We start from the raw sequence: 23483 nt of genomic DNA, 5'->3' as shown, positions 1-23483 counted from the left end.
TAATGAGGGCTCGTGCCGGGGAATCAGACGGAATGCTTCCGCCTCTTGACCAACGGCGGACGGAAAGCGGCGGGCCGGCCCTTGCGAGCCAGCAAATGGGCCCCTTGGAAGCCCCGTTCGTCGTTCTCCTCGGGCTCCTGCACCAGACGGGCCACCTCGACGAGCCCGGTGTCGCGCAGCAGGCCGGCGACCCCGTCGGGCGACCAGCAGTGGGCGAGCGCCACCTTGTGGTCGAATGCCTTCGCGGGTTCCGAGGGATCGTCGTGGGCGGGGAACGCGAGCAGCAGATGGCCGCCCGACGCCAGCACGCGGTGGAACTCGGCGAAGACCTCCGGCAGCCGCTCCGGCGGGGTGTGGATGATCGAGTACCGGGCGAGGATCCCGCCGAGCTCACCGTCGCCGAGGGGCAGTGCGGTCATCGAGCCTTCGTCGAACCGCAGGTCCGGATGCGCCTTGCGGGCGATGGCGAGCATCTCCGTCGACAAGTCGACGCCGAATGCGCTCAGCCCGAGCGAGTGCAGCAGCGCGGTCACATGGCCGGGTCCGCAGCCGATGTCGGCGACCGGTCCGGCGCCGTCGGCCCGCACGATGTCGGCGAACGCGGCGAGCATCGCCCGGTCCAGCGGACGGTCCTCGAGTTTGTTCGCGAAGAGTTCGGCGTACTGGACGGCGACGGAGTTGTACCCCGTTCGGGTGGTGTGCAGGAAGTCCGGCTCGATCATGGCCACGTACCGTAGTACGAGTCATCGGCCTCACTGTCGTGAACTGGCCACCACGGAGATCCATCAGAAGCCCCCTTGGCCCTGCCGGTGCACGCGGGAGGCGAGCAGACTGCCCAGGAAACCGCTCACCAGCCCCCAGAGCACGGCGAAACCCAGAGCGATCCACAGCCGTGGCCGCAGCAGGAGGTCGCCGGACAGTCCGCCGCCGAGGTCGCCGATGCCGAGGATCGACAGGCCGTAGTGCGCGGAGATCCGGGCGAGGAGACAGACGGCGAGCACCGTGAGCGCCAGCGCGACCGCCATGTGCAGGGCGTGCTGCCAGGCGCGCGTCCGGGCCGGGGAGCGGGCGGCCATCAGGAACGCGGCGGCCAGGAGCAGTACGGCGTTGACGACGACCAGCCACCACACCTTGCCGTCGTGTTCCGCGAGCGTCCGCAGATTCAGGGTGGAGATGTCCGGCGTACGCAGCACGATGTCCAGCAGCCGTGGCATGGGCAGTCCGAACGGCCCGTCGACGCGGCCCTCCCACGAGGCGCCCAGGCCGATGGTGAAGACGAGCCAGACGACATTGGGCAGCCCGAGGAGGATCACGGCGAACGTCTCGACGGCGTGCCCGCGCGTCGCCGCCACGACCAGAGCGATGACCAGGCCCAGGACGACGTACGTCAGCAGCAGCGCGACCATGGCGAACGCGGCCGGCCGGACCGACTCCTGGAAGCGCAGCAGCCGGGCCGACAGCGGCGCTCTCCGTGACACCAGCAGCGCGAGGACCAGTACGCCCGCGAGCCACAGCAGCCCGAAGACCAGCGTCACCGGCACGTCGGCCTCGAAGCCCACCCGGGGCGCCTCGCCGAACAGCTCGCCGATGTCGCCGATGCTCCCGTCGCCGACGGAGATGTCGAAGGTCTCGCGAGCGGGCAGCGAGAACGCGGTCAGGGCGAGAAGCCAGACGACCGCGATGCGCGCGGCCCAGCCCGCCAGTTCCGGGGCCCCGGTGACGGCGCGGTGGCGTAAGGGCCGGAGGAATCCGGCGGCGATGACCAGGACTCCCGCCAGCGCCACCGACAGGGGGATGACCGTCAGGCCCGCCTGGGTCTCGGCGAGGGCTCCGGCGTTGCCCGCGATCTCGATCGAACCGCCGACGGCCACCACCATGGTGGCCGCGACCACCCGCGGGAACGCTCCATCCGGCAGGTCCGCCGCCCCGGCCGCCCACAGTCCGAGCGCGGCGACCAAGGCCATGACGACCACTCCGGCCAGGACCGTCACGACGGCCTCGGCCCAGCCGTGACGGGCCACTGCCTGGTCGGCGGGTGTCTGGGAACTCACGCTGCCACGCTAGGCAGGCCTCCGCCGCCGCGCCTGCCGAGAGGGCCGACCGCGTCAGCTGGCGTCGCGGCTCCCGCTCGGCGTCCTTGCGCCATTGTTCGCTACACCCTGGTGCGCCCCACGTACACGTTCCGCGCTCGATAGAACGTGTCCCCGCCAGGACCCGAGGAGCCCAGGTGTTGTCGAGGTAGTAGTGGATGTCCACGTCCGTGCCGTTCACCTTGGTGATCCAGGCGCGGTACGAGTGCCAGTTGCCCGGCGAGGAGACGCCGACGATCGTCGTCGACACGTCAGGTTGTGGTCGCTGGAGCTGCCGTACATCCGGGCGCTGCCGTTGTGGTCCGAACCCCAGGGATACAGATAGTTCCACTCGGCCTCGAAGGCGCCATAGCTCCCGAAGGACCCGTTGATCACGTCCTCCCAGGCGGCGGTCCGCGCGGCGGCCGGGGTCGGCCATCCGCTCAGGGCGGCCGCACCGGCCAGGGCGGCGGTCCCGCCGAGGAATCTCCGTCTTCCATGCGACTCGCCTGGTAACGGCACAGCAGGCATGACCGCCTCCTCAACGTCCGAGACATCCGGCTCAGAGTTCGACAAAAACCGCCAGGACTTCCCGCCGGTGCCACCAGGCGTCAACGGCCAGGACGTCGCTGCCGGCGGTCGTCCCAGCCCTTCCCAGCCCTTCCCAGTCCCGGAGGGCGCGATGTGGGTGCCTGCGCCACCGATGAGTTTCCGCACGAGGGCCGGTCTGTACAGGTGACAGCGTTCAGCTACCAGGAGGTGCTCATGACCACCGACGGATTCACCACATGTCTCTGGTTCGACGGCCAGGCGGAAGAAGCCGCGGACTTCTACGTCTCGGTCTTCAAGAACTCCCGGCTCGGCCGGGTCCTGCGCTCCACGAAGGCCGGGCCCGGCCCCGCCGGCTCCGTCGTGACCGTCGAGTTCGTGGCGAACGGCCAGAAGTTCGTCGCCCTGAACGGCGGCCCGCAGTTCAAGTTCAACGAGGCCGTCTCCTTCGAGATCCGCTGCGACGACCAGGACGAGGTGGACTACTACTGGAACAAGCTCACCGAGGGCGGCGGTGAGGAGGGCCCCTGCGGCTGGCTGAAGGACAAGTTCGGCCTCTCCTGGCAGGTCGTCCCGACCCGGCTGATCGAGCTGGTCAGCGACCCCGACGAGGAGAAGGCGGCCAGGGCGATGGAGGCGATGCTCAAGATGTCGAAGCTGGACATCGCACCCCTGGAGAAGGCCGCCGCGGGGGAGTGAGGCGGGCCAGGCACGGCGGCCGCCGCCCTCACACCACCGTCAGGTGAGCCGGCCGCCGTGCAGAGCCGTTCCGGCGAAGCCATGTACGTATGCGAGGGTCAACTCACCACTCGTAGGCGGATTTTGATGCCTCGTACTCTCCTTGGGAGCGTCGCGCGGGATCGGGCGGACCTTCGAAACCAGGGTCGGGCGAACCCTCGGAACCGGTGCCGGGCCGGCCCTCGAAGAGCGTGCCGGGCTGGGGCACGGCCTGCTCAGTGCTGTCGGCCGCGGCGCGCCGCCCGGCGGCGGATCGGCCCTCATCGCTGTCACCTGAGACGAGGAGAGGGTCGAACATCACGATCGCCCCGGCCAGGACAAGGAAGATGACCGGGCCGATGAGCATGGGCAGCAGAAGCGACATGGGCGAGTCGCCGGTCTGGGTTCCGTCGGTCGCCTCGTGGAGGCGCACGCTGACGGCGGCCATGCCGGTGTAGTGCATTCCGCTCACCGCCACACCCATGACCAGGCTGGCCCCCAGGCTTGTCAGAAACCCCCGGATCGAGACGGCCGCCCACAGTGCGGCGGTCGCGGCGACGACGGCGATCACCACGGAGAGCGCGACGGTGCCCAGGGCGTACTTGATGCTCCCGTCCATCTGCATCGCCGCCATGCCCAAGTAGTGCATGGCGGCGACGCCGAGACCGGTGACGATGCCAGCCGTGGCCAGCGTGCCGGCGGAGGCGCCGCCGTATCCCACGATGAAGACGCCGACGCCGACCACGGCAACCGCCACGGCGAGACTCAGTACCGTCAGGCCGACGTCATAGCGGATATGGGTCTCCTCGACCTGGAAACCGATCATCGCGATGAAGTGCATCGTCCAGATGCCGCATCCGATCGACGCCGCTCCGAGCGCCAGCCAACCGGGCTTCCACGACTGCTTGTTGTTGAACAGCGTCCGGACGATGCAGCGTAACCCCAGAGCGCCGCCCAGGCATGCCATGAGGTAGGCGGCCACCGGAGTGACCGCGCCGTAGCTGAAACCGTCGACCGTGCCTTGCATAGGCCGATTCCCCCCGGAACATGGCTCGTTGAAAGGGGAAGAAGACTTACGTGTAAAGGGCAGGCAAAGCAAGCCCTTACCGCTGGTATTGGCTCGTGTCGGCACGGTCTGACGCAAATTACGGTCCTGCGTTGGCGTGATCTGACCGCTGTCGCCTCAGCTTCGTGCCGTCGCCGCCCGTTCCCGGCTCCTGTAACACCTGGGTTTCCCGAGGTTAAGTTCCGCGCTCCCAGGGTTGGCGGGGACCCGTCACCACGTTATCGTTCACGCCGTTCACTCAATCGTTCCGCCGAACGAATAGCGAGAAGGGCGGTCGGTACATGTCCGACACCCATCACCCACGACGGCGGTCGGTCCTCGCAGCGGCCGCTGCGGGTGGCGCGTCCCTCGGCGCGTCCTGGCTGCTCACCGGCTGCACCGGCGCCTCGGCCGCGCCCGCCCTGCCCACGGAGGCGAAGCCGGGCACCCCCGACCGCGGCGGCACCCTCCGTATCGCCCGGCCGCCCGCCTCCGACGCCGAGACCCTCGACCCGGCGAGCGCCCTGTCCGCGTACGAATACCTCGGCGCCCTCTACAACCGCCTGGTCCGCATCGCCGAGAACGGCACGGTCGCCCCCGACCTCGCCGAGTCCTGGGAACCGGACGCCAAGGCCCGCACGTGGACCTTCCGCCTTCGCAGGGGCGTCACCTTCCACGACGGGCGGAAGCTCACGTCCGCCGACGCCGCGTACACCCTGCGCCACATCCTCGACAAGAAGACGGCGTCCCCGCAGGCAGCCGTCCTCGCCCCGCTCGTCGACCCGGACAAACTGCGAACTCCCGACGCCCACACGCTGGTTGTGCCGCTCAAGACCCCGAACGCGGAGTTCCCGAGCCTCCTCACGCACTACAACTGCTACGTCATCCCCGACGGCAGCGCCCGCGGGATCGGCCGCACCGGCATCGGCACCGGCCCCTTCAAACTGGAGTCGTTCACGCCCGCGGGCCCCGGCCGCATCACCGCCTACGAGGACCACTGGGCCGGCCGTCCGGTCCTGGACGCCATCAGCTTCTACTCCGTCGCCGACATGTCGGCCCGCTCGAACGCCCTGCTGGCAGGCCAGGTCGACCTTCTGTCCCAGACCAACCTGGACTTCGCCACCGCCCGGGTCGTCGCCGCCTCCGACCGCGCGACGATCGCCCGGGTCGAGAACGCCCAGTGGTACGTGCTGCCGATGCTCACCACGGAGAAACCCTTCACCGACGTACGCGTCCGGCAGGCGATGAAGCTCGCCTACGACCCCGAGCACGTGGTGAAGGTCGCCCTGCAGGGCGCGGGCACGGCAGGCTGGGACAACCCCGTGCCGCCGAGCGACCCCGCCCACATCACCACGCATCCCGAGCACGACCCGGAGCAGGCGCGGTACCTGCTGAAGAAGGCCGGACACGAGGGCCTGACGACCGACCTCTACACGTCCTCGTACGACCCGGTCTTCACGCCCATGGCCCTCGCCTACCAGGACTCGGCCAGGCGGGCCGGTATCCGCATCCGGGTCAAGACGGCCGCGGCGGACTCGTACTACACGCAGATCTGGATGAAGAAGCCGCTGATGGCGACGTACTGGTTCACCGGCAGACCCGTCGACCAGCTCCTCACCCAGGTCTTCCGCAGCGGCTCCTCGTACAACGAGACCGCCTGGTCCGACAAGGACTTCGACACGCTGCTCGACCGGGCCCGGCAGGAGACCGACGACACGCGGCGGCGCGAACTGTACGGCGAGGCGCAGACCTTCGTGATGGAGAAGGGCGGGGCGATGACCCCGATGTTCGCCGACCGGCTCGTCGGCCTCTCGCGGAAGGTGCGCGGATACGCCGAGTACGGCTTCGAGTTCGACTACCTCGGCATCGGCCTGAAGGGAGCCTGACCATGCTCTCGTTCATCGCCCGCCGCGTACTCGCCGCAGTCGGCACCCTCTTCCTCTCCTCGGTCCTCGTCTTCCTCGCCGTCCAGGCCCTGCCCGGCGACGTCGCCACCCAGGTCCTCGGCAGAGACGCCACACCCGACGCGGTCGCCGCCCTGCGCGAGAAGCTGAAGCTCGACCAGCCCGCCTGGGAGCGGTACGCCGACTGGATGAGCGGCGCCCTGCACGGCGACTTCGGCCTCTCGCTCGTCTCCGGCAAGGCGGTCGGCGGCGAAGTCGCGATGTACCTCGGGAATTCCGCGCTGATCGCTCTGATCACGGTTCTCTTCGCCGTCACCGGCTCGATCGTCCTCGGAATCCTCGCCGGCCTGTACCGCGACCGCTGGCCGGACCATCTGATCTCCACGGTCAGCCTGGTCGGGATGAGCGTCCCCGAGTTCGTGGTCGCGACCGTGCTGGTGCTGTGCTTCTCCGTCGCGCTGCCGGTGTTCCCGGCCGTCGTGCTGTACGGGCCAGAGGCGAGCATCGGCCAACTCCTGCCCGCCGTATGGCTTCCCGCTCTCGCCCTCGCCGTCGTCATGGCCGCGTACATCGTCCGGATGGCCCGGACGTCCGTCGTCGACGTGATGGCGAGCGAGTACGTCACCACGGCCCGGCTCAAGGGCCTGTCGACGTGGCGGGTCGTCACCCGGCACGCGCTCCCCGGTGCCCTGCTGCCCACCCTGCACGTCATCGCCCTGAACGTCGCCTGGCTCGCGGGCGGGGTCGCGGTCGTCGAGAACGTCTTCAACTACCCCGGCATCGGCAAGCTGATGCTGTCCTCCGTGCAGAACCGGGACCTGCCCGTCATCCAGGCCATCGCCCTGATCAGCGCGGTCGTGTACGTCGCCTGCAACCTGGCCGCCGACCTCGGCGCCATGGCCCTCAACCCCAAGCTCCGTACGCGCGGGAGGACCCGATGACCACCCTGGACACCCCGGCGCCCGCTCCCGCCGCTCCCCTCGCCCCGCCCTCCGCCGCGGCCCGCGCCTGGGGCACGCTCCGGTCCTCACGGGCGGCCACCATCGGCCTCGCGATCGTCGCCGTCCACGTCCTGATCGCCCTGCTCGCCCCGGTCCTCACCTCGTACGACCCCATCGCGAACCACGCCGACCAGGCGTTGCTGGGGCCGAGTTGGGACCATCTGGCGGGAACAGACCAGTACGGCCGTGACGTACTCGCCCGGGTTCTGCACGGCGGCAAGTACGCGCTCGGTGTCTCCGTCACCGCGACGCTGCTGACCGTCGTCCTCGGCACGGTGGCCGGGTGTGCGGCGGCCCTGCGCGGCGGCTGGTTCGACGACGTGCTGGGGCGGGTCCTCGACGCGGTCCTCTCCGTGCCGCCGGTGCTGGTGCTGCTGGTCGTCGTCACGGCGCTGGGCACGGGCCCGTCGGTCATCGTCCTCGCGATCGCCGTCGTGTACGTCCCTCAGGTCGTACGTGTCGTGCGCGGCGCCGCGCTGGCGGTCGTGCCCGCCGACTATGTGACCGCGGCCCGGGCTCGGGGCGAGGGCACCTGGGCGATCCTGCGGCGCGAGATCCTGCCGAACATCATCGATGTGGTGTGCGTCGAGTTCGCGATGCGGGCCTCGTGGGTGGTGCTGCTGATCAGCTCGCTGTCGTTCCTCGGCTTCGGAGCCGACCCGCCGACTCCCGACTGGGGACTGATGGTGGCCGAGAACCGGACCGCCATCACCGTTGTGCCGATGGCGAGCCTCGCGCCCATCATCGCCCTGGCGACGCTTGTGGTCGGGCTCAACCTCGCGGCCGACGGACTGTCCAAGGCGTGGGGCGTCGACCGGATCAGGGAGGGGCTCTGATGACCTCCACAGCAGCGGCCACTGCCGCCACGACCGCCCTCGTGTCCGTCGACTCCCTTTCCGTGGCCTACCGTTCGGGCGGCCGTGACGTGACCGTCGTCCATGAGGTGTCGCTGGAGGTGCTGCCCGGGCAGACCCTGGCGCTGGTCGGTGAGTCGGGCAGCGGGAAGTCGACCGTCGCGGCGACGCTGCTCGGGCATCTGCGGCACGGCTCGCGGGTGACGGGCGGGTCGGTCCGGGTCGACGGAGCCGACGTATTCGCCCTGCCCGCACGGGAGTTGAGGCGGCTGCGGGGCGGGACCGTCGCCATGGTCGGGCAGAACGCGGGGCACGCGCTGACCCCGTCCATGCGCATCGGACGACAGATCGCCGAGGTCGGCGGAGACGTACCTGTCGTCGATCTGCTGGAGCAGGTCCGGCTGCCTCGCCCCACCGAACTCGCCCGCCGCTACCCGCACGAACTCTCCGGCGGCCAGCAACAGCGCGTCGCCATAGCCATGGCCATCGCGGCCCGGCCGAAGGTCCTCGTCCTCGACGAACCGACGACCGGCCTCGACGTGGTGACACAGCGCGGCGTGCTCGATCTGGTGGGCGCCCTGCGCGAGGAACTCGGCCTCGCCGCCGTGCTGGTGAGCCATGACCTCGGGGTGGTGGCGCACATGGCCGACGAGGTGACCGTGCTGCGGTCCGGGCGGGTCGTGGAGGCCGCGCCCACCGGGAGGCTGTTCGCGGCGCCCCAGGACCCGTACACCAGACGGCTGTTGGCGAGCGTGCCGCGGCTCGATGACGCCGGTCTTGCGCTTGTGGGTGAGGAGGGGGAGCGGGAAGTACGGCCCAAGGCGCTCGTGCCCGGTGATTCTCCCGTCGCGGTATCGGCGCGGGACGTCACCGTCGACTACGGGTCGTCGCGTGCCGTGGACGGTGTCTCCTTCGACGTCCGGCGGGGCGAAGTCCTCGCTCTCGTAGGGGAGTCGGGCAGCGGCAAGTCCACGCTCGCCTGGACGCTCGCCGGACTGCGCGCTCCCTCGGGCGGCACGATGACCCACGAGTCGGGCGACCTCGCGGGGCCCGTGCGGAAGCGGCCGATGTCGTTGCGGCGCCGCGTCCAGCTCGTCTTCCAGAACGCCGACACATCCCTGAATCCACGCCGCTCGGTCGGCGACGCGGTCCGCCGCCCCCTGCGGTTCTTCGGTACGGCGGGGAGTCGTTCGGATGCGGCCGTACGCGCCCGGAAGCTGATCTCCGACGTACGCCTGGACCCTGCCCTCGCCGACCGGCTGCCCGCCCAGCTCTCCGGAGGCCAGCGTCAACGCATCGGTATCGCACGGGCGTTGGCGGGCGAACCGGACGTACTGATCGCCGACGAGATCACCACGGCCCTCGACGTCTCGGTCCAGGCCGAGGTGCTCCGGATCCTCGACGACCTGCGCCGCGAACGCCGCTTGGCCTGCCTGTTCATCAGCCACGACCTGGCCGTCGTACGGGGCATCGCGGACCGAGTGGTCGTCCTGCGGCACGGCGTGGTGGTGGAGGAGGGCCCGACGGACGCGGTCTTCGCCGCACCCGGGCATCCCTACACCCGGCAGCTGATGGCGGCCGTACTCGAACCCGACCCCGACGCGCAGCCTCTCGTCGAGGACGCCCCCGAGTGGGCCGACGCCGCCGAACCGGACGATCTCTGGACCGAACACGGCGACGGCCACCGGGTCCGCCGCTGGCGCGCGGCCGACGCTGTCGCAGCGACCGGCCCTGACGAAGGAGACAATTGAGGTATCGCGAGCACTTCGAACGCCAGGTCGTGCGCGAGGACGTCTGGATCCCCACCCGGGACGGGCGGACGCGTCTGCACGCCCGGATCTGGCGACCGGCCGACGCCGAGGACGACCCCGTCCCCGCCCTGCTCGAATACCTCCCGTACCGCAAGACCGACTGGACCGCCCCCCGGGACGCCCAACGGCACCCCTGGTACGCGGGCCACGGCTACGCCTCCGTCCGCGTCGACATACGGGGGCACGGAGACAGCGAGGGCACCCCCGGCGACGAGTACGACGCTCAGGAGCTCGCGGACGGCGTGGACGTCGTCAACTGGCTTGCCGCGCAATCCTGGTGCACCGGCAAGGTCGGCATGTTCGGGATCTCGTGGGGCGGCTTCAACTCCCTGCAGATCGCCGCCCTCGCCCCCGAACCGCTGAAGGCGATCGTCACGGTCTGCTCGGCGGACGACCGCTACGACAACGACGTGCACTACACCGGCGGCGCCGTCCTCGGCATCGACATGCTCGCCTGGGCGGGCACGATGCTCGCGTTCGCCGCCCGCCCGCCGGATCCGCAGAGCGTAGGCCAGGACCGCTGGCTCCCCATGTGGCGCGAACGCCTCGACGCCCTCGAACCCTTCCTGCACACCTGGCTCGCCCACCAGGAACGCGACGACTACTGGCGGCACGGCAGCGTCTGCGAGGACTACGGCGCCATCGACGCGGCCGTGCTCGCGGTGGGCGGCTGGAACGACCCGTATCGCGACACCGTGCTGCGGCTCGTGGAACATCTGCCGGACGATCGCGTACGAGGGATCATCGGGCCGTGGTCGCACCAGTACCCCGACCGCGGCCTGCCGCCCGGACCCGCGATCGGCTTCCTCCAGGAGACCCTCCGCTGGTGGGACCAGCACCTCAGGGACGTCGACACAGGCATTCTGCGTGAGCCGAAGCTCCGTGCCTGGATCAACGACCCGGTCCCGCCCGCCACGTCGTACGACGTCATGCCGGGCCGCTGGGTCGGGGACCCGAACTGGCCGTCTCCGTCGGTCACCTGGGACGAACGGCCGCTGGGGGAGACGTACGCCCCCGTCCTCGTCCGCACGCCGCAGCACACCGGCCTCGACGCCGGCCGTTTCTTCCCCTTCGGCAACGCGAGCGATCTGCCGCCGGACCAGCGGGAGGAGGACGGCCGCTCGGTCTGCTTCGACTCGCGGCCGCTGGAGGAGCGCGTGGAGATCCTGGGCCGCCCGCGCGTCCGGCTCCGCCTCGACAGCGCGACACCGCGCGCCCATGTGATCGTCCGCGTGTGCGACGTAGCGCCCGACGGCTCGTCCACGCTCGTCACGCGCGGCGTGCTCAACCTGCTCAGCAGGCACGGGCGCGACCGGGCGGTGGAGTGGAGGCCGGGCACGTACGAGACCGTGGAATGGGAGCTGGCCGGCATCGGGTACGCCGTTCCGCCCGGCCATCGCATCCGGGTCGCCGTCTCCGACACGTACTGGCCCTGGGTGTGGCCGCACGGCGAGCGCGGCGAGCTGGCCGTGGTGCCCGCCGAGAGCGCCCTGCTCCTGCCCGTCCGGGATCCCGCGTACGACCGGGGCGCAGAGGCGATCCGCTTCGAGGAGCCCGAGCAGGCATCGCCGCTCCCCGTGGAGTACGAGAGGGACGCCGAACCGCGGCCGGAGCGGCTGGTCACGCATGACGTCGCGAAGGGGGAGTGGACCCTGGAAGTCGACCCCAACTACGGGGGATCCCGGACCTACCCCGACGGGCTGCGGTACGAGGAGAGCGCGTGCGAGACGTACCGGATCCGCACCGGCGACCCCCTCTCGGCACACGCCGTGTCCGAGTGGAACATCCGGCTGCGGCGCGGCGACGACTGGGACGCTGAGATCATGGCCCGCACGGAACTGCGGGCCACGGCCACGGAGTTCATCATGGACAGTCGCATCGAAGCACGGGCGGACGGAGAGACAGTGGCCAAGCGCGCATGGCATCGCGCCATCCCGAGGACGTCGGCATGAACGCCGCCAGGACCCCTCGCCGCGCCGTCGCCGCCGCGGACCGCACCCGACAGCCCACCGAGGTCCGCCGCCGGCTCATCGTGGAGGCGGCCGTGCCGCTGATCGCGGAGCGCGGATACCAGTCGGTGGGTGTCCGCGATGTCGCGGCGGCGGCCGGGGTGTCCGTCGGCACGGTGACGTACCACTTCGGCAGTGTGCAGGAGATCCTCTCCGAGGCGATGGTGCTGCACATCGAGCGCTACTACGCGGCGCTGCAAGAGGCCGCCGAGAAGGCGTCCAGCGGTTCCGAGGCGCTGCGGCTGCTGATCGACGCGCTGTTCACGGAGGACACCGACCGGCACTGGCGGATGTGGTTCGACTACTGGAGCGCGGGCGAGCGCGACCAGGACCCCGAGCGGGCCTTCGCCCGAGGCCAGGCCAGGCGGTACGAGGACTGGCACAGCCAGATCCGTGCGCTGGTCGAACGGGGCGTCGCCGAGGGCGAGTTCGTCTGCGCCGACCCGGCCGGCTTCACCGTCCGCTTCGCGGCACTCTCCGACGGCCTGGCCCTCCAGTGGCTGCGCCAGGCGCCTCCACTGAGTACGGAGGACGCCCGCCGTCATCTGTACCGGCTGGTGGAGACGGAGTTGGAGGCGGGCCGCTAAGCGCTCCGCTGGAAGAACGGTGATGACCGCGCGGGCCGGTGGGGGCTGATCGCGCAGTTCCCCGCGCCCCTTACGGGGCGCGGTATCGCGCCGGACCCGCTGAGGGCCTCTCTACGCTCAGCGGTGGACACCCGGGCTGCGCAAAGTATTGACCTCTACTCGGCCTCCCGCCTACGGTGCCGCCGACGCTACGAACCGTGTTCGAAATGCCGCACAGTCAAGGCGAGTTGAGAGAACCCGACTCCCGGAGCCGAAAGTCCGAGCCGCCCATGCCCGAACCGCGCCACCCACGAGGTCGCCGACGCCGACGGTTTCCCCCGCCTGTGCTCGTCGGCCGCACGGCGTTCCCCAACAGCTGACCACCGGTAGATCCGTGCCAACCGGTACGAGCGCGGTCACGCTGTCGAACCGGTTCGACGGCCCTCCTGAAAGGACGCCATCCATGCCATCCGCTGACAGAGCCGCGCGGCGCAGAGCACCGGCCGCCGTGGCGCTGGCCCTCGGCGCGGGTCTGCTGGCCGCGCCGGCCGGCCCCGCGCAAGCGGCCGACGCGCCCCAGCCCACCGCCCGCTACACCTTCGACCAGGACGACCTCACGTCCGGGAAGATCACCGACAGTTCCGGCAACGGCCTGACGGCGAGCCTGGTCAACCCCTCCACCGCCCAGTCCGTCTCGGGCACGGACGGCGGCAAGGCGCTCGCCCTGCCCGGCGGGCCGGACACCTCCGACGGGGCGTACGTCCGCCTGCCCCGCGAAATCATCGGCGACGCAACCGACTTGACGGTCTCCGCCCGCGTGAAGTGGAGCGGCGACAAGTCGCCCTGGCAGCGGATCTTCGATCTGGGCACCAACACCACCAAGTACCTCTTCGCCAGCCCGTACAACGGAAACGGGCTGCTGCAGACCTCCGTGACCACCGGCGGAGGGGGCGGGGAGAACCAGGTCAAGGGCTACGCGCCGCTCCCCGCCGACCAGTGGCGGACCCTCACCGTCACCCTCGACACCTCCGCCGGCCGGCTCACCACCTACCTCGACGGCGTGGCGGTCTCGTCCACCGAGACCAGCATCAAGGCCAAGGACGTGCTGGACGATTCGGCCACGGCCGCCGGTTACATCGGCAAGTCCCTCTACCCGGATCCGCTGCTCAAGGGCGCGATCGACGACTTCACCGTCTGGCACTCGGCGCTCAGCGCCGAGCAGGTGGCCGGCACGGTCCCGGCCGTGCCCACTCTCCAGGAGCTCTCGAAGACGTCCTTCGAGGCCCGTACGACGAACGGGACCGCCCCGACCCTCCCCGCCGCCGTCCGCTCCACCTACTCCGACGGCTACGACCGCGACACCCCGATCACCTGGGACGAGATACCGGCCGACAAGTACGCCCAGCCCGGGACGTTCACGGTCGCCGGAACCGCGGCAGGGCGCGCCGTCAAGGCAACCGTCACCGTGGTCCGCGAGGGCCAGCTCGACGTCGACCTCGGCTCGGACACCGGTAAGTTCCACGGCGGCGCCTCCGGCACCCTCTACGGCGTGTACGGACCGGACGTCCCCACCAACAACCTCATCGAGGGCATGGGCCTGCGCACCGTCTCCACGAAGGCGCAGGACGGCCCGCAGCACCCCGGGGCCGACGCGCTGGACGTGGTCAAGCCGCTGGCCGACTCCACCGACGGTGACGTGTACATCTACATGACCGACATCCACCGCGGCTTCCCGTACCAGTGGCCGGGCGACACCCCCGAGGAGAAGGTCAAGCTCTACCGGGAGAAGGTCGCCAAGCAGGTCGACCAGGTTCTGAAGCTGCCGAAGGAGTATCAGGACAACGTCGTCTTCGTGCCGTTCAACGAGCCCGAGGGCAACATGTTCGGTACCGGCGAGTGGAGCTACAACAAGGTCAGCTGGCTCAACGACCCGGACGACTACTTCGCCGCCTGGGACGACTTCTACAAGCTCATCAAGGGCAAGATGCCCGACGCCCGCATCGCCGGTCCCAACACCAGCGTCCTCTACGACCAGGTGAAGGGCTTCCTCACCCACACCCTGGCCGCGGGCACCCTCCCGGACGTCATCACCTGGCACGAGCTGAGCCACCCGGAGGCGGTGCGCGACAGCACCGCCAAGTACCGGGAATGGGAGAAGGACCTCTTCAAGGGCACCGACCGCGAAGGCACCCAACTCCCCATCAACATCAACGAGTACGCGTTCAACTACCACACCTCGGTCCCCGGCCAGATGATCCAGTGGGTGTCCGCGATCGAGGAGTCCAAGGTGGACGCCGACATCGCGTACTGGAACATCGACGGCAACCTCTCCGACTCCGCGGTGCAGTCCAACCGCGGCAACGGCCAGTGGTGGCTGCTGAACTCGTACGCCTCGATGAGCGGGCACACCGTCAAGGTGACCCCGCCGTTCCCCGGCGAGAACTACACCATGCAGGGCGTCGCCACGCTCGACGAGAAGAAGAAGCAGTCCCGGCTGATCTTCGGCGGTTCCACCGGCAAGGGGCACATCACCTTCGACAACGTCCCGAAGAAGCTCTTCGGGGAACGCGTGCACGCCTGGGTGAGAGAGATCGACTGGAGCGGGCAGGTGGGCGACTCCTCCGGCCCGAAGCTGCTCTCGGAGCAGAACCTGAAAGTCGGTGACGACGGCAAGGTCGTCGTCGACTTCGGCGAGGGCGACCTGCCGAAGCTGAAGGAGTCCTCGTCCTACGAGATCGTCCTCAGCCCGGCCGGGAAGGCGAAGGGCACACAGTCGCCGTCCGTGCGCTGGAAGGACTCGTACGAGGCGGAGGACGCCGCCCACACCGGGTCCGGCTACTCCAAGAACGGCCCGGAGGGCTCGCCGCGCGACGTGTCGAAGTTCTACACCTCCGGCGGCTACGACGTGGGCGGCCTGCGCACCGGCTCGGACGTCACGCTCGACTTCACCGTGGACGTGCCCGAGGACGGCACCTACGACCTGAGCGTCTTCGCCAACTCCCTCAACACCTTCGACAAGGTGAAGGAGCAGGGCCCCACCAACGTCTTCCTGCGCGTGGACGGCAAGGCGGACAGCGAGCAGGAGATGCACCTGCCGCTGGGCTACAAGTGGGTGGTGTGGGACCACACCGACACCAAGGTGAAGCTCACCAAGGGCAAGCACACCCTGACGCTCGCCGCGAAGAGCGCCGACGGCAAGCGCGCCACCAAGGGCGACGCCATCGTCGACCGCCTCACCCTCTCCCTCCCCGAGACCTCGGCCGACACCCAGGTGTACGAGGGCGAACTGGCCTGGCTGGGCGGCGGGGCGCGGCCCGTCTACGAACTGCCGAAGCAGGCGGCCACCGGCTCGGGCGCGGCCCGGCTCGCCAAGGGCCAGACCGCCACGTTCTGGGTCTACTCGCCCGCCGACCGCGAGGCCACCCTCAAGGTCGACACCCTCGACGGCTCGGGCGCCCGGCTGTCCGTCAACGGCCACGACGTCCTGCGCCTGGCCAAGGGCACGAGCAGCGCGGCGGTGTCCCTCTCGGGCGGCGTCAACAAGGTGACGCTGACCGGAGGTTCGTCCACCACCCTCGTCGACCGCCTCAGGGTCACGCCGACCGAGGGCGCGCTGCCGGCGCGTACGTACGAGGCGGGCGAGGCCAAGCTCGCGGGCTCGGCCAAGCTCGCACCGCTGTCCCTGGCCACCGACGGCTCGGCGATCACCGACATCGGCGGTGAGCCCGGCAACGGCAACACCGCGACGTTCACCGTCAAGGCCGACCGGACCGGCCTGCACGCGCTGCGCGTCCGCTACTCCAACCCGGAGCAGTCCGAGGCCACCCACTACAACCCGGACCCGCTCGCCCGCCACGCCGACATCAGCGTCAACGGCGGCGAGGTGAAGCGAGTGAGCTTCCCGCACAGCTTCCACCAGAACAACTTCTGGGAGCTGACCATCCCCGTGCAGCTGAAGAAGGGGCAGAACACGATCGCGTTCCGCTCCGAGGAGCTGCCGAACTTCGACGGCACCTCGTACGCCTCGGACACCTTCCCCGGCGTACTGCTCCGCTCCCGCTACGCGCCGCTGATCGACCGGATCACCGTCGCGCCGTACGCGCGGGAGGTGCGATGAGGCGATGACCACCGGCGGCCGGCGATGAGGGCGCCGCGCCGCCGGTACCCCACGCAGGTGCCCGGGTCCGTCGAGAGGTCAGCGGATCCGGGCACCTGCCCTTCACGGCTCTCTCAGTTCGTCGCGGCGGTCAGTGCCGTGGTGATCGCCTGCCCGATGCGCAGGATGCCGGGCGAGCGGACCGGGCAGGGCCTGGACTTCTCGGTGGTGGGCGCCAGACAGAAATGCAGGTAGTCGTCGTCGCGGTGCAGGGCGGTCCGGCCGCTGCCCGGCTCGGTGCAGTACGCGGGGTGGTCGCGCTCGTACGCGGTGCACGGCAGGTACTGGGTCCAGGTGTAGCGGGCCGTGGCCGAACTGACCGCCTTGCCGGCGTCCGCGAGCAGGTCGCCGGACGCGTCGGCCTGCTGCTCGTAGATCGCGTTGACGCGGCGTACCCGGTCGGGTGTGATCGGGTCGGGCCCTTGAAGCACCCAAACGACCTTCGGCCCGTCCCCATCTCCCGCGTCCGCGATCTGCTCGGTCAGCCGCCGTGCGTCCGCGGCATAGCGCGCGAAGTACTCGGCCTCAGCCTTGTCGTGCGTGATCCCGTCCATGCACGGCGTGTAGCCCCACGCGTTGCCCCAGAACTGCAGCACCACGAAGTCGGGCCGCAGCGAACGCACCAGGGCCGCCGCCTTGTCCTCGGCCGGCACGAGCGAGTCCTCGCCGGTGCCCTCCAGGTAGTCGCAGAGCGTTGTCCCCGAGTACGGGGCGCTGGTGTAACGCGCCTTCAACTCGTCCCGGAGGAGCCCGCCGAGCACCTTCTGGTTCTCCATCGCGAGCGAGTCACCGAGGTAGAGCACGGTGGGCGGCTTTGCGGGCGCCTCGGGCGCCGCGGGCACGGCGGAGGCGGGCGGTCGCTGCTGCTGCGTGGTCGAGGACGGCGAGACGGCGGGAGCCTTCGCAGCCGACGTGCCGGAAGCAGACCGCTCGGGCGGCACGGACTCGGGCTCGGACGAGGGATCCCCGCACGCACCGAGCAGCAAAAAGCCCACCAGCACCCCGACGACCCACGACTTGCGCATACGGCAACTCCCGCCCCAGCCACCGAAAACGGCCCCCAGACAAGCACAGTGGAGCGCGCGGGGGAAGTATTCGGGCAGCCAACGCGGCCGGAGACAACGCGGTCGGTGACTTCAGAGCTGGTTTCGCGTCAGCAGCCGTGCCGCCAGGGCGAGTTGGAGCCGCAGATGGCCCTGCGGCGTGCGTACCGGCCAGCCGAGCAGGGACTCCGCGTGGGCCAGGCGGTCCTGGAGCGTGGAGTGGTGCACGTTCAGTTCGGTGGCCGCTGTGCGCCGGCTCGGGGAGGTGACGACGGCATACAGCGTGGGCAGGAGCCACGGGCTCGCCGCGGCGGCCTGGTCGAGGGCGCGTACGTCGGGCGGCGGCTCCGTGCCCGGGGCGACCACGGTCGCCAGGAGGGCAAGCGTGCCGAGGTCATCGGAGTGGACGATGCGAGGGCCCGGGTCCTGGTCGGTGCCCTCGGCGGTGAAGCGCAGGGCTGTGCGAGCGGCGGACCAGGAGCGCGGCAGTTCCAGGACGGGGACCGCCGGGCCCACACCCACCCGGCTCTCGTCCGGCAGTTCCGGGGCGGGGACCGGCTGGACGAGGGCCCGCTCGCCGGAGGCAAGGCTCAGGGAAGGCTGCTTCACCGGGCCGCCGCGCAGGGCGATCGCGAGAGCCCGGCCGTCCGGGTCGAGACCGAGCCCGCGCGCCGCGTGCAGCCGCGCGGCCTCCGCGGCCGTCGGGTCGAGCACCGTCTCCAGCAGGGCCGGATCATCCGCAGGGCCATGCACCGGCGCCCGCCCCCGGGTGCGGTCCAGGACATGCCGGGCGGCGCTCGCGGTCCGCTCCAGGACCATGGCGTCGACCACCGTCCGCGGTCCCGTGCGCTCCAGCCACACCGCGGGCGACCCGCCGGGAGTCAGCGGCATCGAAGGCCACTCGGGGCGCACGGGCCCGTTCTCGTCGCGCCGCCGCCCGTCGGGCTCGACCCGGACCCGTACCTGCCGGGCCTCGTCGACGAGCCGCGCGGGGCAGCCGGAGAGTACCGCCGCACCCCGCACCAGGGCCTCGAGCCCGGCGCGGCCCTCGACCAGCCGGTCGAAGTAGGCGATGACCTGGACAGCGGCTCCGGCGTCCGGGTCGAGCGCGGCCAGGCGGCCAGCCAGCTCTTCCATCTGCTCATTCTCGGTCAGGAATCACCATTTGGTGCCATGCGTCAGAAGTCATCATGCGCGGTGCGCCGGTGACTGACGTGTCACTCACCGAGCAGTCGGTGCAGCCACCGCAGCCGGGCCGCCCGGGCATCCTGGGACAGCGCGGCCTGCGGGGCGAGGCCGTCGAAGGCGTGGAAGCCGCCCGGCCATACGTGCAGCTCGGCCTGGCCGCCCGCCTGCCAGATCCGGGACGCGTAGGCGACGTCCTCGTCGCGGAAGGTCTCGGCCGAGCCGACGTCGATGAAGGCCGGAGGGAGACCGGAAAGGTCGTCGGCGCGGGCCGGGGCGGCGTACGGGGAGACGTCCGCAGTGCCGCGTGCCTCACCGAGCAGCGCGTTCCAGCCCGTCTCGTTCGCCGTGCGGTCCCAGATACCGAGACCGGCCATCTGGTGGGCGGACGGGGTGTCGTTGCGGTCGTCGAGCATCGGGCAGAGCAGCAGCTGGCCGACCGGACGGGGACCCTTCCGGTCGCGGGCCAGGAGAGCCAGCGCCGCCGCGAGTCCGCCGCCCGCGCTGCCACCCGCCAGGATGATCCGGTCCGGGTCGCCGCCGATCTCCTTGGCGTTCTCCGCCGTCCACAGCAGGCCCGCGTAGGAGTCCTCGACAGGGGCGGGATGCGGGTGCTCCGGGGCGAGCCGGTACTCGACCGACACCACGACCAGGCCCAGCTCCGTCGCCCAGTCGAGCGCCAGCTCCATGCCGAGCCGGTTGTTGCCCAGTACCATCCCGCCGCCGTGCGTGTAGTAGACGACGGGCCGCGGACCCTGCACCCGGGTGGGCTTGCAGATGAGCAGTGAGATGTCCGGTGCGCCCTCGGGACCGGGCACCGTCCGCTCCTCGACCTCGAAGGCCCCGTCGCGACGCATCTCCTCATTGGTCAGCAGCGAGAACGGGCCTTCCGCGGCCCCTTCGGCCTCCCGCGCGAAGGCGAGCATCTCCGGCGTCAGCGTGGTCGGCGCCATCTCGCCCATGACGGCGAGTGCGGCGGCCAGCTCGGGGTCGAAGGGCGGGGGAGTGGTGGTCATCGGGTGCTCCTCGGTACGGCGTCGTTGCCTGCCGCCGATCATCGCTGTTTCCGAAACGCGCGGGGGCCCGCCGTCCGGCGGGAGTCTCCCGCCGGACGGCGGGCTGCGTAACCGTTTCGTCCCAGGCCGGTCTCAGGACGGGCCGACCTACAACCCAACTGCTCCAGCGCCGGTCTAGCCGTCACAGAGTGCACCACGCGGGTAGAACAAAGGGGAAGCTGGCCATGGGGGACATACGCAGACGGGGAGCCGTCGTACTGGGCATCACGGGGCTGGTGGCGCCGCTGACCGTCGCGCTGGGCGCATCGCCCGCGCAGGCGGCGAGCTGTACCACGCAGGCCGGTCCGTATCAGAAGCAGGTGGAGAGGTTCCTCGGCCGGACTGTCGACGGCAGGCAGTCCGCCGCCGACTGCACGGCGATCAAGGCCTTCCAGACCAAGCACGGCATCACCCCGAACATCGGGTACGCGGGTTCTGTCACCTGGGGCGTGATGGACCTGATGACGAAGCAGAAGGCCGTCGGGAACAATCCCAACAAGGACGGCAAGTGCCCGGTCAACAAGGGCCGCATCGCCTGCGTGAACCTGACGCTGCAGCTCAGCTGGATCCAGGACGGCAGCAGGCTCGTCTACGGCCCGGTCGCGGTCCGCACGGGGCGCAACGGATACGAGACCCGCACCGGCCTGAAGAAGATCTACTGGCGGAACATCGACCACGTCTCGTCGATCTACCACGTGCCGATGCCCTACAGCCAGTTCTTCGACGGCGGCCAGGCCTTCCACTCCGTCGGCGTGAGCATGTGGAACCCGCCCGGCTCGCACGGCTGCGTCAACATGACGAAGACCGCCGCCAAGAAGTACTGGTCGCTCCTCAAGAAGAACGACGACGTCTTCGTGTACGGCCGCAAGCCGGGCACCTGAGCCACCCGAGCGGTCGGCCCGGCTGCCCCGAAGGACAGCCGGGCCGATACCGGGCCGGTCACTCCTCGGGCGCGTCCCCGAAGTCCGGTATCTCCAGCCTGGCCCCGCCCTGCCGCGCCGAGTCGTGCGCGACGATGCCCGGCAGGGTGTAGCGGGCGGCCACCCACGCGTTCACCGACGGCAGGGTGCGCGTGTTGACCGCGGTGACGAAGTCGTCCACCAGGAAGTGGTGGCTGCCCTCGTGCCCGTTGTGCAGGTTGTCGAACTCCCGCGGCAGCCGGGAGCGGTCGTGCACCGGCGCCGAACCGGAGGTGAAGGCGGCCCGCAGGTCCGGCGCGATGTGCTGGAGCGACGGGTCGTCGGGGGACAGGGTCGGCTTGGGCTCCAGCAGCTCGCTGATGTCCTTGACGCCCTTCTTGTCCTGCCACAGGGCCACCGTGGCGAGCTGCTCCATGCTCGCGTCCGTACCGAAGAACCGGAAACGCGACTCCCTGATGTGCGAGGGGTAGCCGACCCGCCGGAACTCGTTCGTACGGAAAGAGCCGCCGCCCGCGACCTCGAACAGCGCGGTCGCGTTGGAGAAGTCGTTGCCGAACTGGCTGACCTCCTGGTCGAAGACCCCGTCGCCGCGGTCGTCCTTGACGCCGATCGCGGACACGCTCACCGCGTGCGTCTGCCAGGCGCCGAGCACCCCGCCCACCGAGTGCGTCGGGTAGAGCAGCGGCGGATAGCTGGCGGTGGACTTCCAGTCCTCGCCGCCGCTGTACTGATAGGCCTCGTAGAACCCGAGGTCCATGTCGTGCACATAGTCGCCCTCGGCGTAGAAGAGCCGCCCGAACGCGCCCTCGGCGATCTGGTTGCGGGCGTGCACGGTCGCCGGGTTGTACTGGCTGGTCTCGCCCATCATGTACGTCAGACCGGTGGCGCGTACGGTGTCGATGATCGCCGCGATCTCCTCCGCAGTGATCGCCATGGGCACCGCCGAGTACACGTGCTTGCCGGCGTTCAGCCCCTGCACCACGAGCGGGCCGTGCGTCCACCGCTGGGTGAAGATCGCGACGGCGTCCACCGCCGGTGACTCCAGCATCGCCTGGTACGAGGGGAAGGTGCCGGTCAGGCCTTCGGCTGCGGCGAGCTGCTCGGCCCGTTCGGGGAGCAGGTCGGTGACGTAGACGTCGCTGACGCCGGGGTGGGCCAGGAACAACTTGGCGAACTGTCCCGAGAACTGTCCGGCACCGACGATGCCGAGGGAGAACGTCATGTAGGGGGTGCCCTTCACTGGTCGAGTCACTGGTCGAGGATGAGGTTGATCTGGTCGTTGGTCTCGTCGAGGCTGCTCACCGGCTTGCCGTTGCCGTAGATGTCCTCCATGGCGGGCTGCATGAGCGCGGTGACGTCGGCCGCGTAGTTGGTGATCGGGTAGGAGAACGTCCGGAAGTTCTTCTTGTCGGCCACCGGCTCGGTGAAGGCCGTGACGTCGATGCCCTTCTTCTTGTAGGCGGCAGTGGCGGCCTCGGTGCCGGCCGGTGTGGCGGGGAAGACGACCCCTGCCTTGCCGACCACGGTCTGGCACGCGTCGGAGGCCAGATACGCCACCCACTTGCGGGCGTTCGCCTTGTTGTCGGAGGCCTTGCTGATGGAGTCGGCGAGGCCGTTCATCATCGTGGCGCGCTTGCCCGTCGGACCGGCCGGAGTGAGGGCGGTGCCGGCGTCGATGCCCTTGGTGCCGTAGTACGTGGAGATCATCCAGGCACCGTCGAAGACGGCGGCGGCCTTGCCCGCGGCGAACTGCGTGATGCCCTGGTTGGACTGGATGTTGTAGTCGGAGAAGGGGGCCATGTAGCCCTTCTTCGCCAGGCCGAAGTACCAGTCGACGGTGGACTGGAAGGTCTTGCTGTCGTACTGGTACTCCGTGCCCCACCGGGCCTTTTCGGTGTAGCTCCACCCGGCGGAGCCGGTGAAGGGGCTCCACTGGGTCTGGCCGTCGCCGAAGCCGCCGCCCTGGGTGCCGAGCCCGTACACCTTGACGTTGTTCTTGTCGAAGCCCGGCTCGTCGCCCCGCTTGCCGTTCTTGTCGACGGTCAGGTGGGCGATCGCCTTCTCGAAGGTGCCGCCGTCCTTGGGGTTCCAGGAGAGGTCGTTGAGCTGCTCGGCGGTGACGCCGGCGTCCTTCGCCATCTTCTGGTTGTAGAAGAGCGCGACGGTGTCCCAGTCCTTGGGGGCGCCGTAGCGGTGGCCGTCCTGGCCGATCCAGCTGGCGGCGAGCCCCGGCTGGTAGTCGTCGTTCTTGATGCCCAGGTCGTCGAGCGGCTCCAGCACCTGAAGATCGGCGAACTGGCCGAACTTCTGGATGTGGTCGGTGAACACGTCCGGCTGAGTACCGGCGATGAAGCCGGCGGTGAGCTTGGTCCAGTAGTCGCTCCAGCCCAACTGCGTGATCTTGACCTTGAGGCCGGGATGCTCCTTCTCGAACCCCTTGGCACAGGCCTGGTAGGCGGGCAGCTGGTTGGCGTCCCACAGCCAGTACGTCACCGTGTTCGCGGAGGCCCCGGTGGAGTCGCCCTTGGCGCAGCCGGTCACCACGGACAGCGCCAGCGCTCCGGCCAGCGCGGTCAGCGTACGAAGTCGCATGGTCATT

General features: G+C 70.2%; 17 protein-coding genes. 9 read left to right on the top strand and 8 right to left on the bottom strand.

Features of this window, described 5'->3' with window-relative positions; genetic code table 11:
- Positions 1-23 precede the first annotated feature (23 nt).
- Positions 24-722, bottom strand: a complete 699-nt coding sequence (locus G5C60_RS23130) for a class I SAM-dependent methyltransferase (protein ID WP_165262346.1) — start codon at positions 720-722, stop codon at positions 24-26.
- Positions 723-785: 63 nt separating this feature from the next.
- A complete protein-coding gene (locus tag G5C60_RS23125) occupies positions 786-2051 on the bottom strand; it encodes a streptophobe family protein (protein ID WP_165262344.1) in 1266 nt (421 codons plus the stop codon).
- A 783-nt stretch (positions 2052-2834) separates the two neighbouring features.
- On the opposite strand from G5C60_RS23125, the gene G5C60_RS23115 reads away from it, so the two are divergent.
- Positions 2835-3317 carry a VOC family protein gene (locus G5C60_RS23115; RefSeq protein ID WP_165262342.1) on the top strand — a complete coding sequence of 161 codons (483 nt, stop codon included), beginning with the start codon at positions 2835-2837 and terminating at the stop codon, positions 3315-3317.
- A gap of 103 nt (positions 3318-3420) precedes the next feature.
- Here G5C60_RS23115 and G5C60_RS23110 read toward each other — a convergent pair whose 3' ends face one another.
- Positions 3421-4362, bottom strand: coding sequence for an MHYT domain-containing protein (locus tag G5C60_RS23110; RefSeq protein WP_165262340.1), 942 nt, complete (start codon positions 4360-4362; stop codon positions 3421-3423).
- A 320-nt stretch (positions 4363-4682) separates the two neighbouring features.
- On the opposite strand from G5C60_RS23110, the gene G5C60_RS23105 reads away from it, so the two are divergent.
- The 7 genes from G5C60_RS23105 to G5C60_RS23075 all read left to right on the top strand — a co-directional run bounded on the left by G5C60_RS23105 (position 4683) and on the right by G5C60_RS23075 (position 16642).
- The gene (locus G5C60_RS23105) at positions 4683-6266 is read left to right on the top strand and encodes an ABC transporter substrate-binding protein (RefSeq protein ID WP_165262338.1); all 1584 of its coding nucleotides are present in this window, start codon (positions 4683-4685) and stop codon (positions 6264-6266) included.
- 2 nt (positions 6267-6268) lie between these two features.
- On the top strand, positions 6269-7225 hold the full coding sequence (locus G5C60_RS23100; protein ID WP_165262336.1) for an ABC transporter permease: 957 nt from the start codon (positions 6269-6271) through the stop codon (positions 7223-7225).
- Positions 7222-8121 carry an ABC transporter permease gene (locus G5C60_RS23095; RefSeq protein WP_165262334.1) on the top strand — a complete coding sequence of 300 codons (900 nt, stop codon included), beginning with the start codon at positions 7222-7224 and terminating at the stop codon, positions 8119-8121. Before G5C60_RS23100 ends, G5C60_RS23095 begins: the two co-directional genes overlap by 4 nt.
- Positions 8121-9890 (top strand): dipeptide ABC transporter ATP-binding protein, encoded by a 1770-nt coding sequence (locus G5C60_RS23090; protein ID WP_165262332.1) that lies wholly within the window; start codon positions 8121-8123, stop codon positions 9888-9890. The genes G5C60_RS23095 and G5C60_RS23090 overlap by 1 nt, the downstream gene beginning before the upstream one ends.
- On the top strand, positions 9887-11902 hold the full coding sequence (locus G5C60_RS23085; protein ID WP_165262330.1) for a CocE/NonD family hydrolase: 2016 nt from the start codon (positions 9887-9889) through the stop codon (positions 11900-11902). The genes G5C60_RS23090 and G5C60_RS23085 overlap by 4 nt, the downstream gene beginning before the upstream one ends.
- A complete protein-coding gene (locus tag G5C60_RS23080; RefSeq protein WP_241266998.1) occupies positions 11899-12546 on the top strand; it encodes a TetR/AcrR family transcriptional regulator in 648 nt (215 codons plus the stop codon). The genes G5C60_RS23085 and G5C60_RS23080 overlap by 4 nt, the downstream gene beginning before the upstream one ends.
- A gap of 442 nt (positions 12547-12988) precedes the next feature.
- Entirely contained in the window at positions 12989-16642 is a 3654-nt protein-coding gene (locus G5C60_RS23075) for a LamG-like jellyroll fold domain-containing protein (protein ID WP_165262326.1), read from the top strand.
- A 113-nt stretch (positions 16643-16755) separates the two neighbouring features.
- Here G5C60_RS23075 and G5C60_RS23070 read toward each other — a convergent pair whose 3' ends face one another.
- The 3 genes from G5C60_RS23070 to G5C60_RS23060 all read right to left on the bottom strand — a co-directional run bounded on the left by G5C60_RS23070 (position 16756) and on the right by G5C60_RS23060 (position 19925).
- A complete protein-coding gene (locus G5C60_RS23070; protein ID WP_165262324.1) occupies positions 16756-17706 on the bottom strand; it encodes an SGNH/GDSL hydrolase family protein in 951 nt (316 codons plus the stop codon).
- A 111-nt stretch (positions 17707-17817) separates the two neighbouring features.
- Positions 17818-18861: a helix-turn-helix domain-containing protein gene (locus G5C60_RS23065; RefSeq protein WP_165262322.1), complete on the bottom strand. Its 1044-nt coding sequence runs from the start codon at positions 18859-18861 to the stop codon at positions 17818-17820.
- Between the two features lie 80 nt (positions 18862-18941).
- Positions 18942-19925 (bottom strand): alpha/beta hydrolase, encoded by a 984-nt coding sequence (locus G5C60_RS23060; protein ID WP_165262320.1) that lies wholly within the window; start codon positions 19923-19925, stop codon positions 18942-18944.
- A gap of 224 nt (positions 19926-20149) precedes the next feature.
- Between G5C60_RS23060 and G5C60_RS23055 the strand changes: the two genes are divergently transcribed.
- On the top strand, positions 20150-20845 hold the full coding sequence (locus G5C60_RS23055) for a L,D-transpeptidase family protein (RefSeq protein ID WP_165262318.1): 696 nt from the start codon (positions 20150-20152) through the stop codon (positions 20843-20845).
- 58 nt (positions 20846-20903) lie between these two features.
- Here the strand turns inward: G5C60_RS23055 and G5C60_RS23050 are convergent, their stop codons facing one another.
- A complete protein-coding gene (locus G5C60_RS23050) occupies positions 20904-22106 on the bottom strand; it encodes a Gfo/Idh/MocA family protein (RefSeq protein ID WP_165262358.1) in 1203 nt (400 codons plus the stop codon).
- A gap of 26 nt (positions 22107-22132) precedes the next feature.
- Positions 22133-23476, bottom strand: a complete 1344-nt coding sequence (locus G5C60_RS23045) for an ABC transporter substrate-binding protein (RefSeq protein ID WP_165262316.1) — start codon at positions 23474-23476, stop codon at positions 22133-22135.
- Positions 23477-23483: the final 7 nt, after the last annotated feature.

Source organism: Streptomyces scabichelini, from assembly GCF_011045015.1.
Lineage (GTDB): Bacteria > Actinomycetota > Actinomycetes > Streptomycetales > Streptomycetaceae > Streptomyces > Streptomyces scabichelini.
This window is presented reverse-complemented; position numbering and strand designations above follow the sequence as displayed.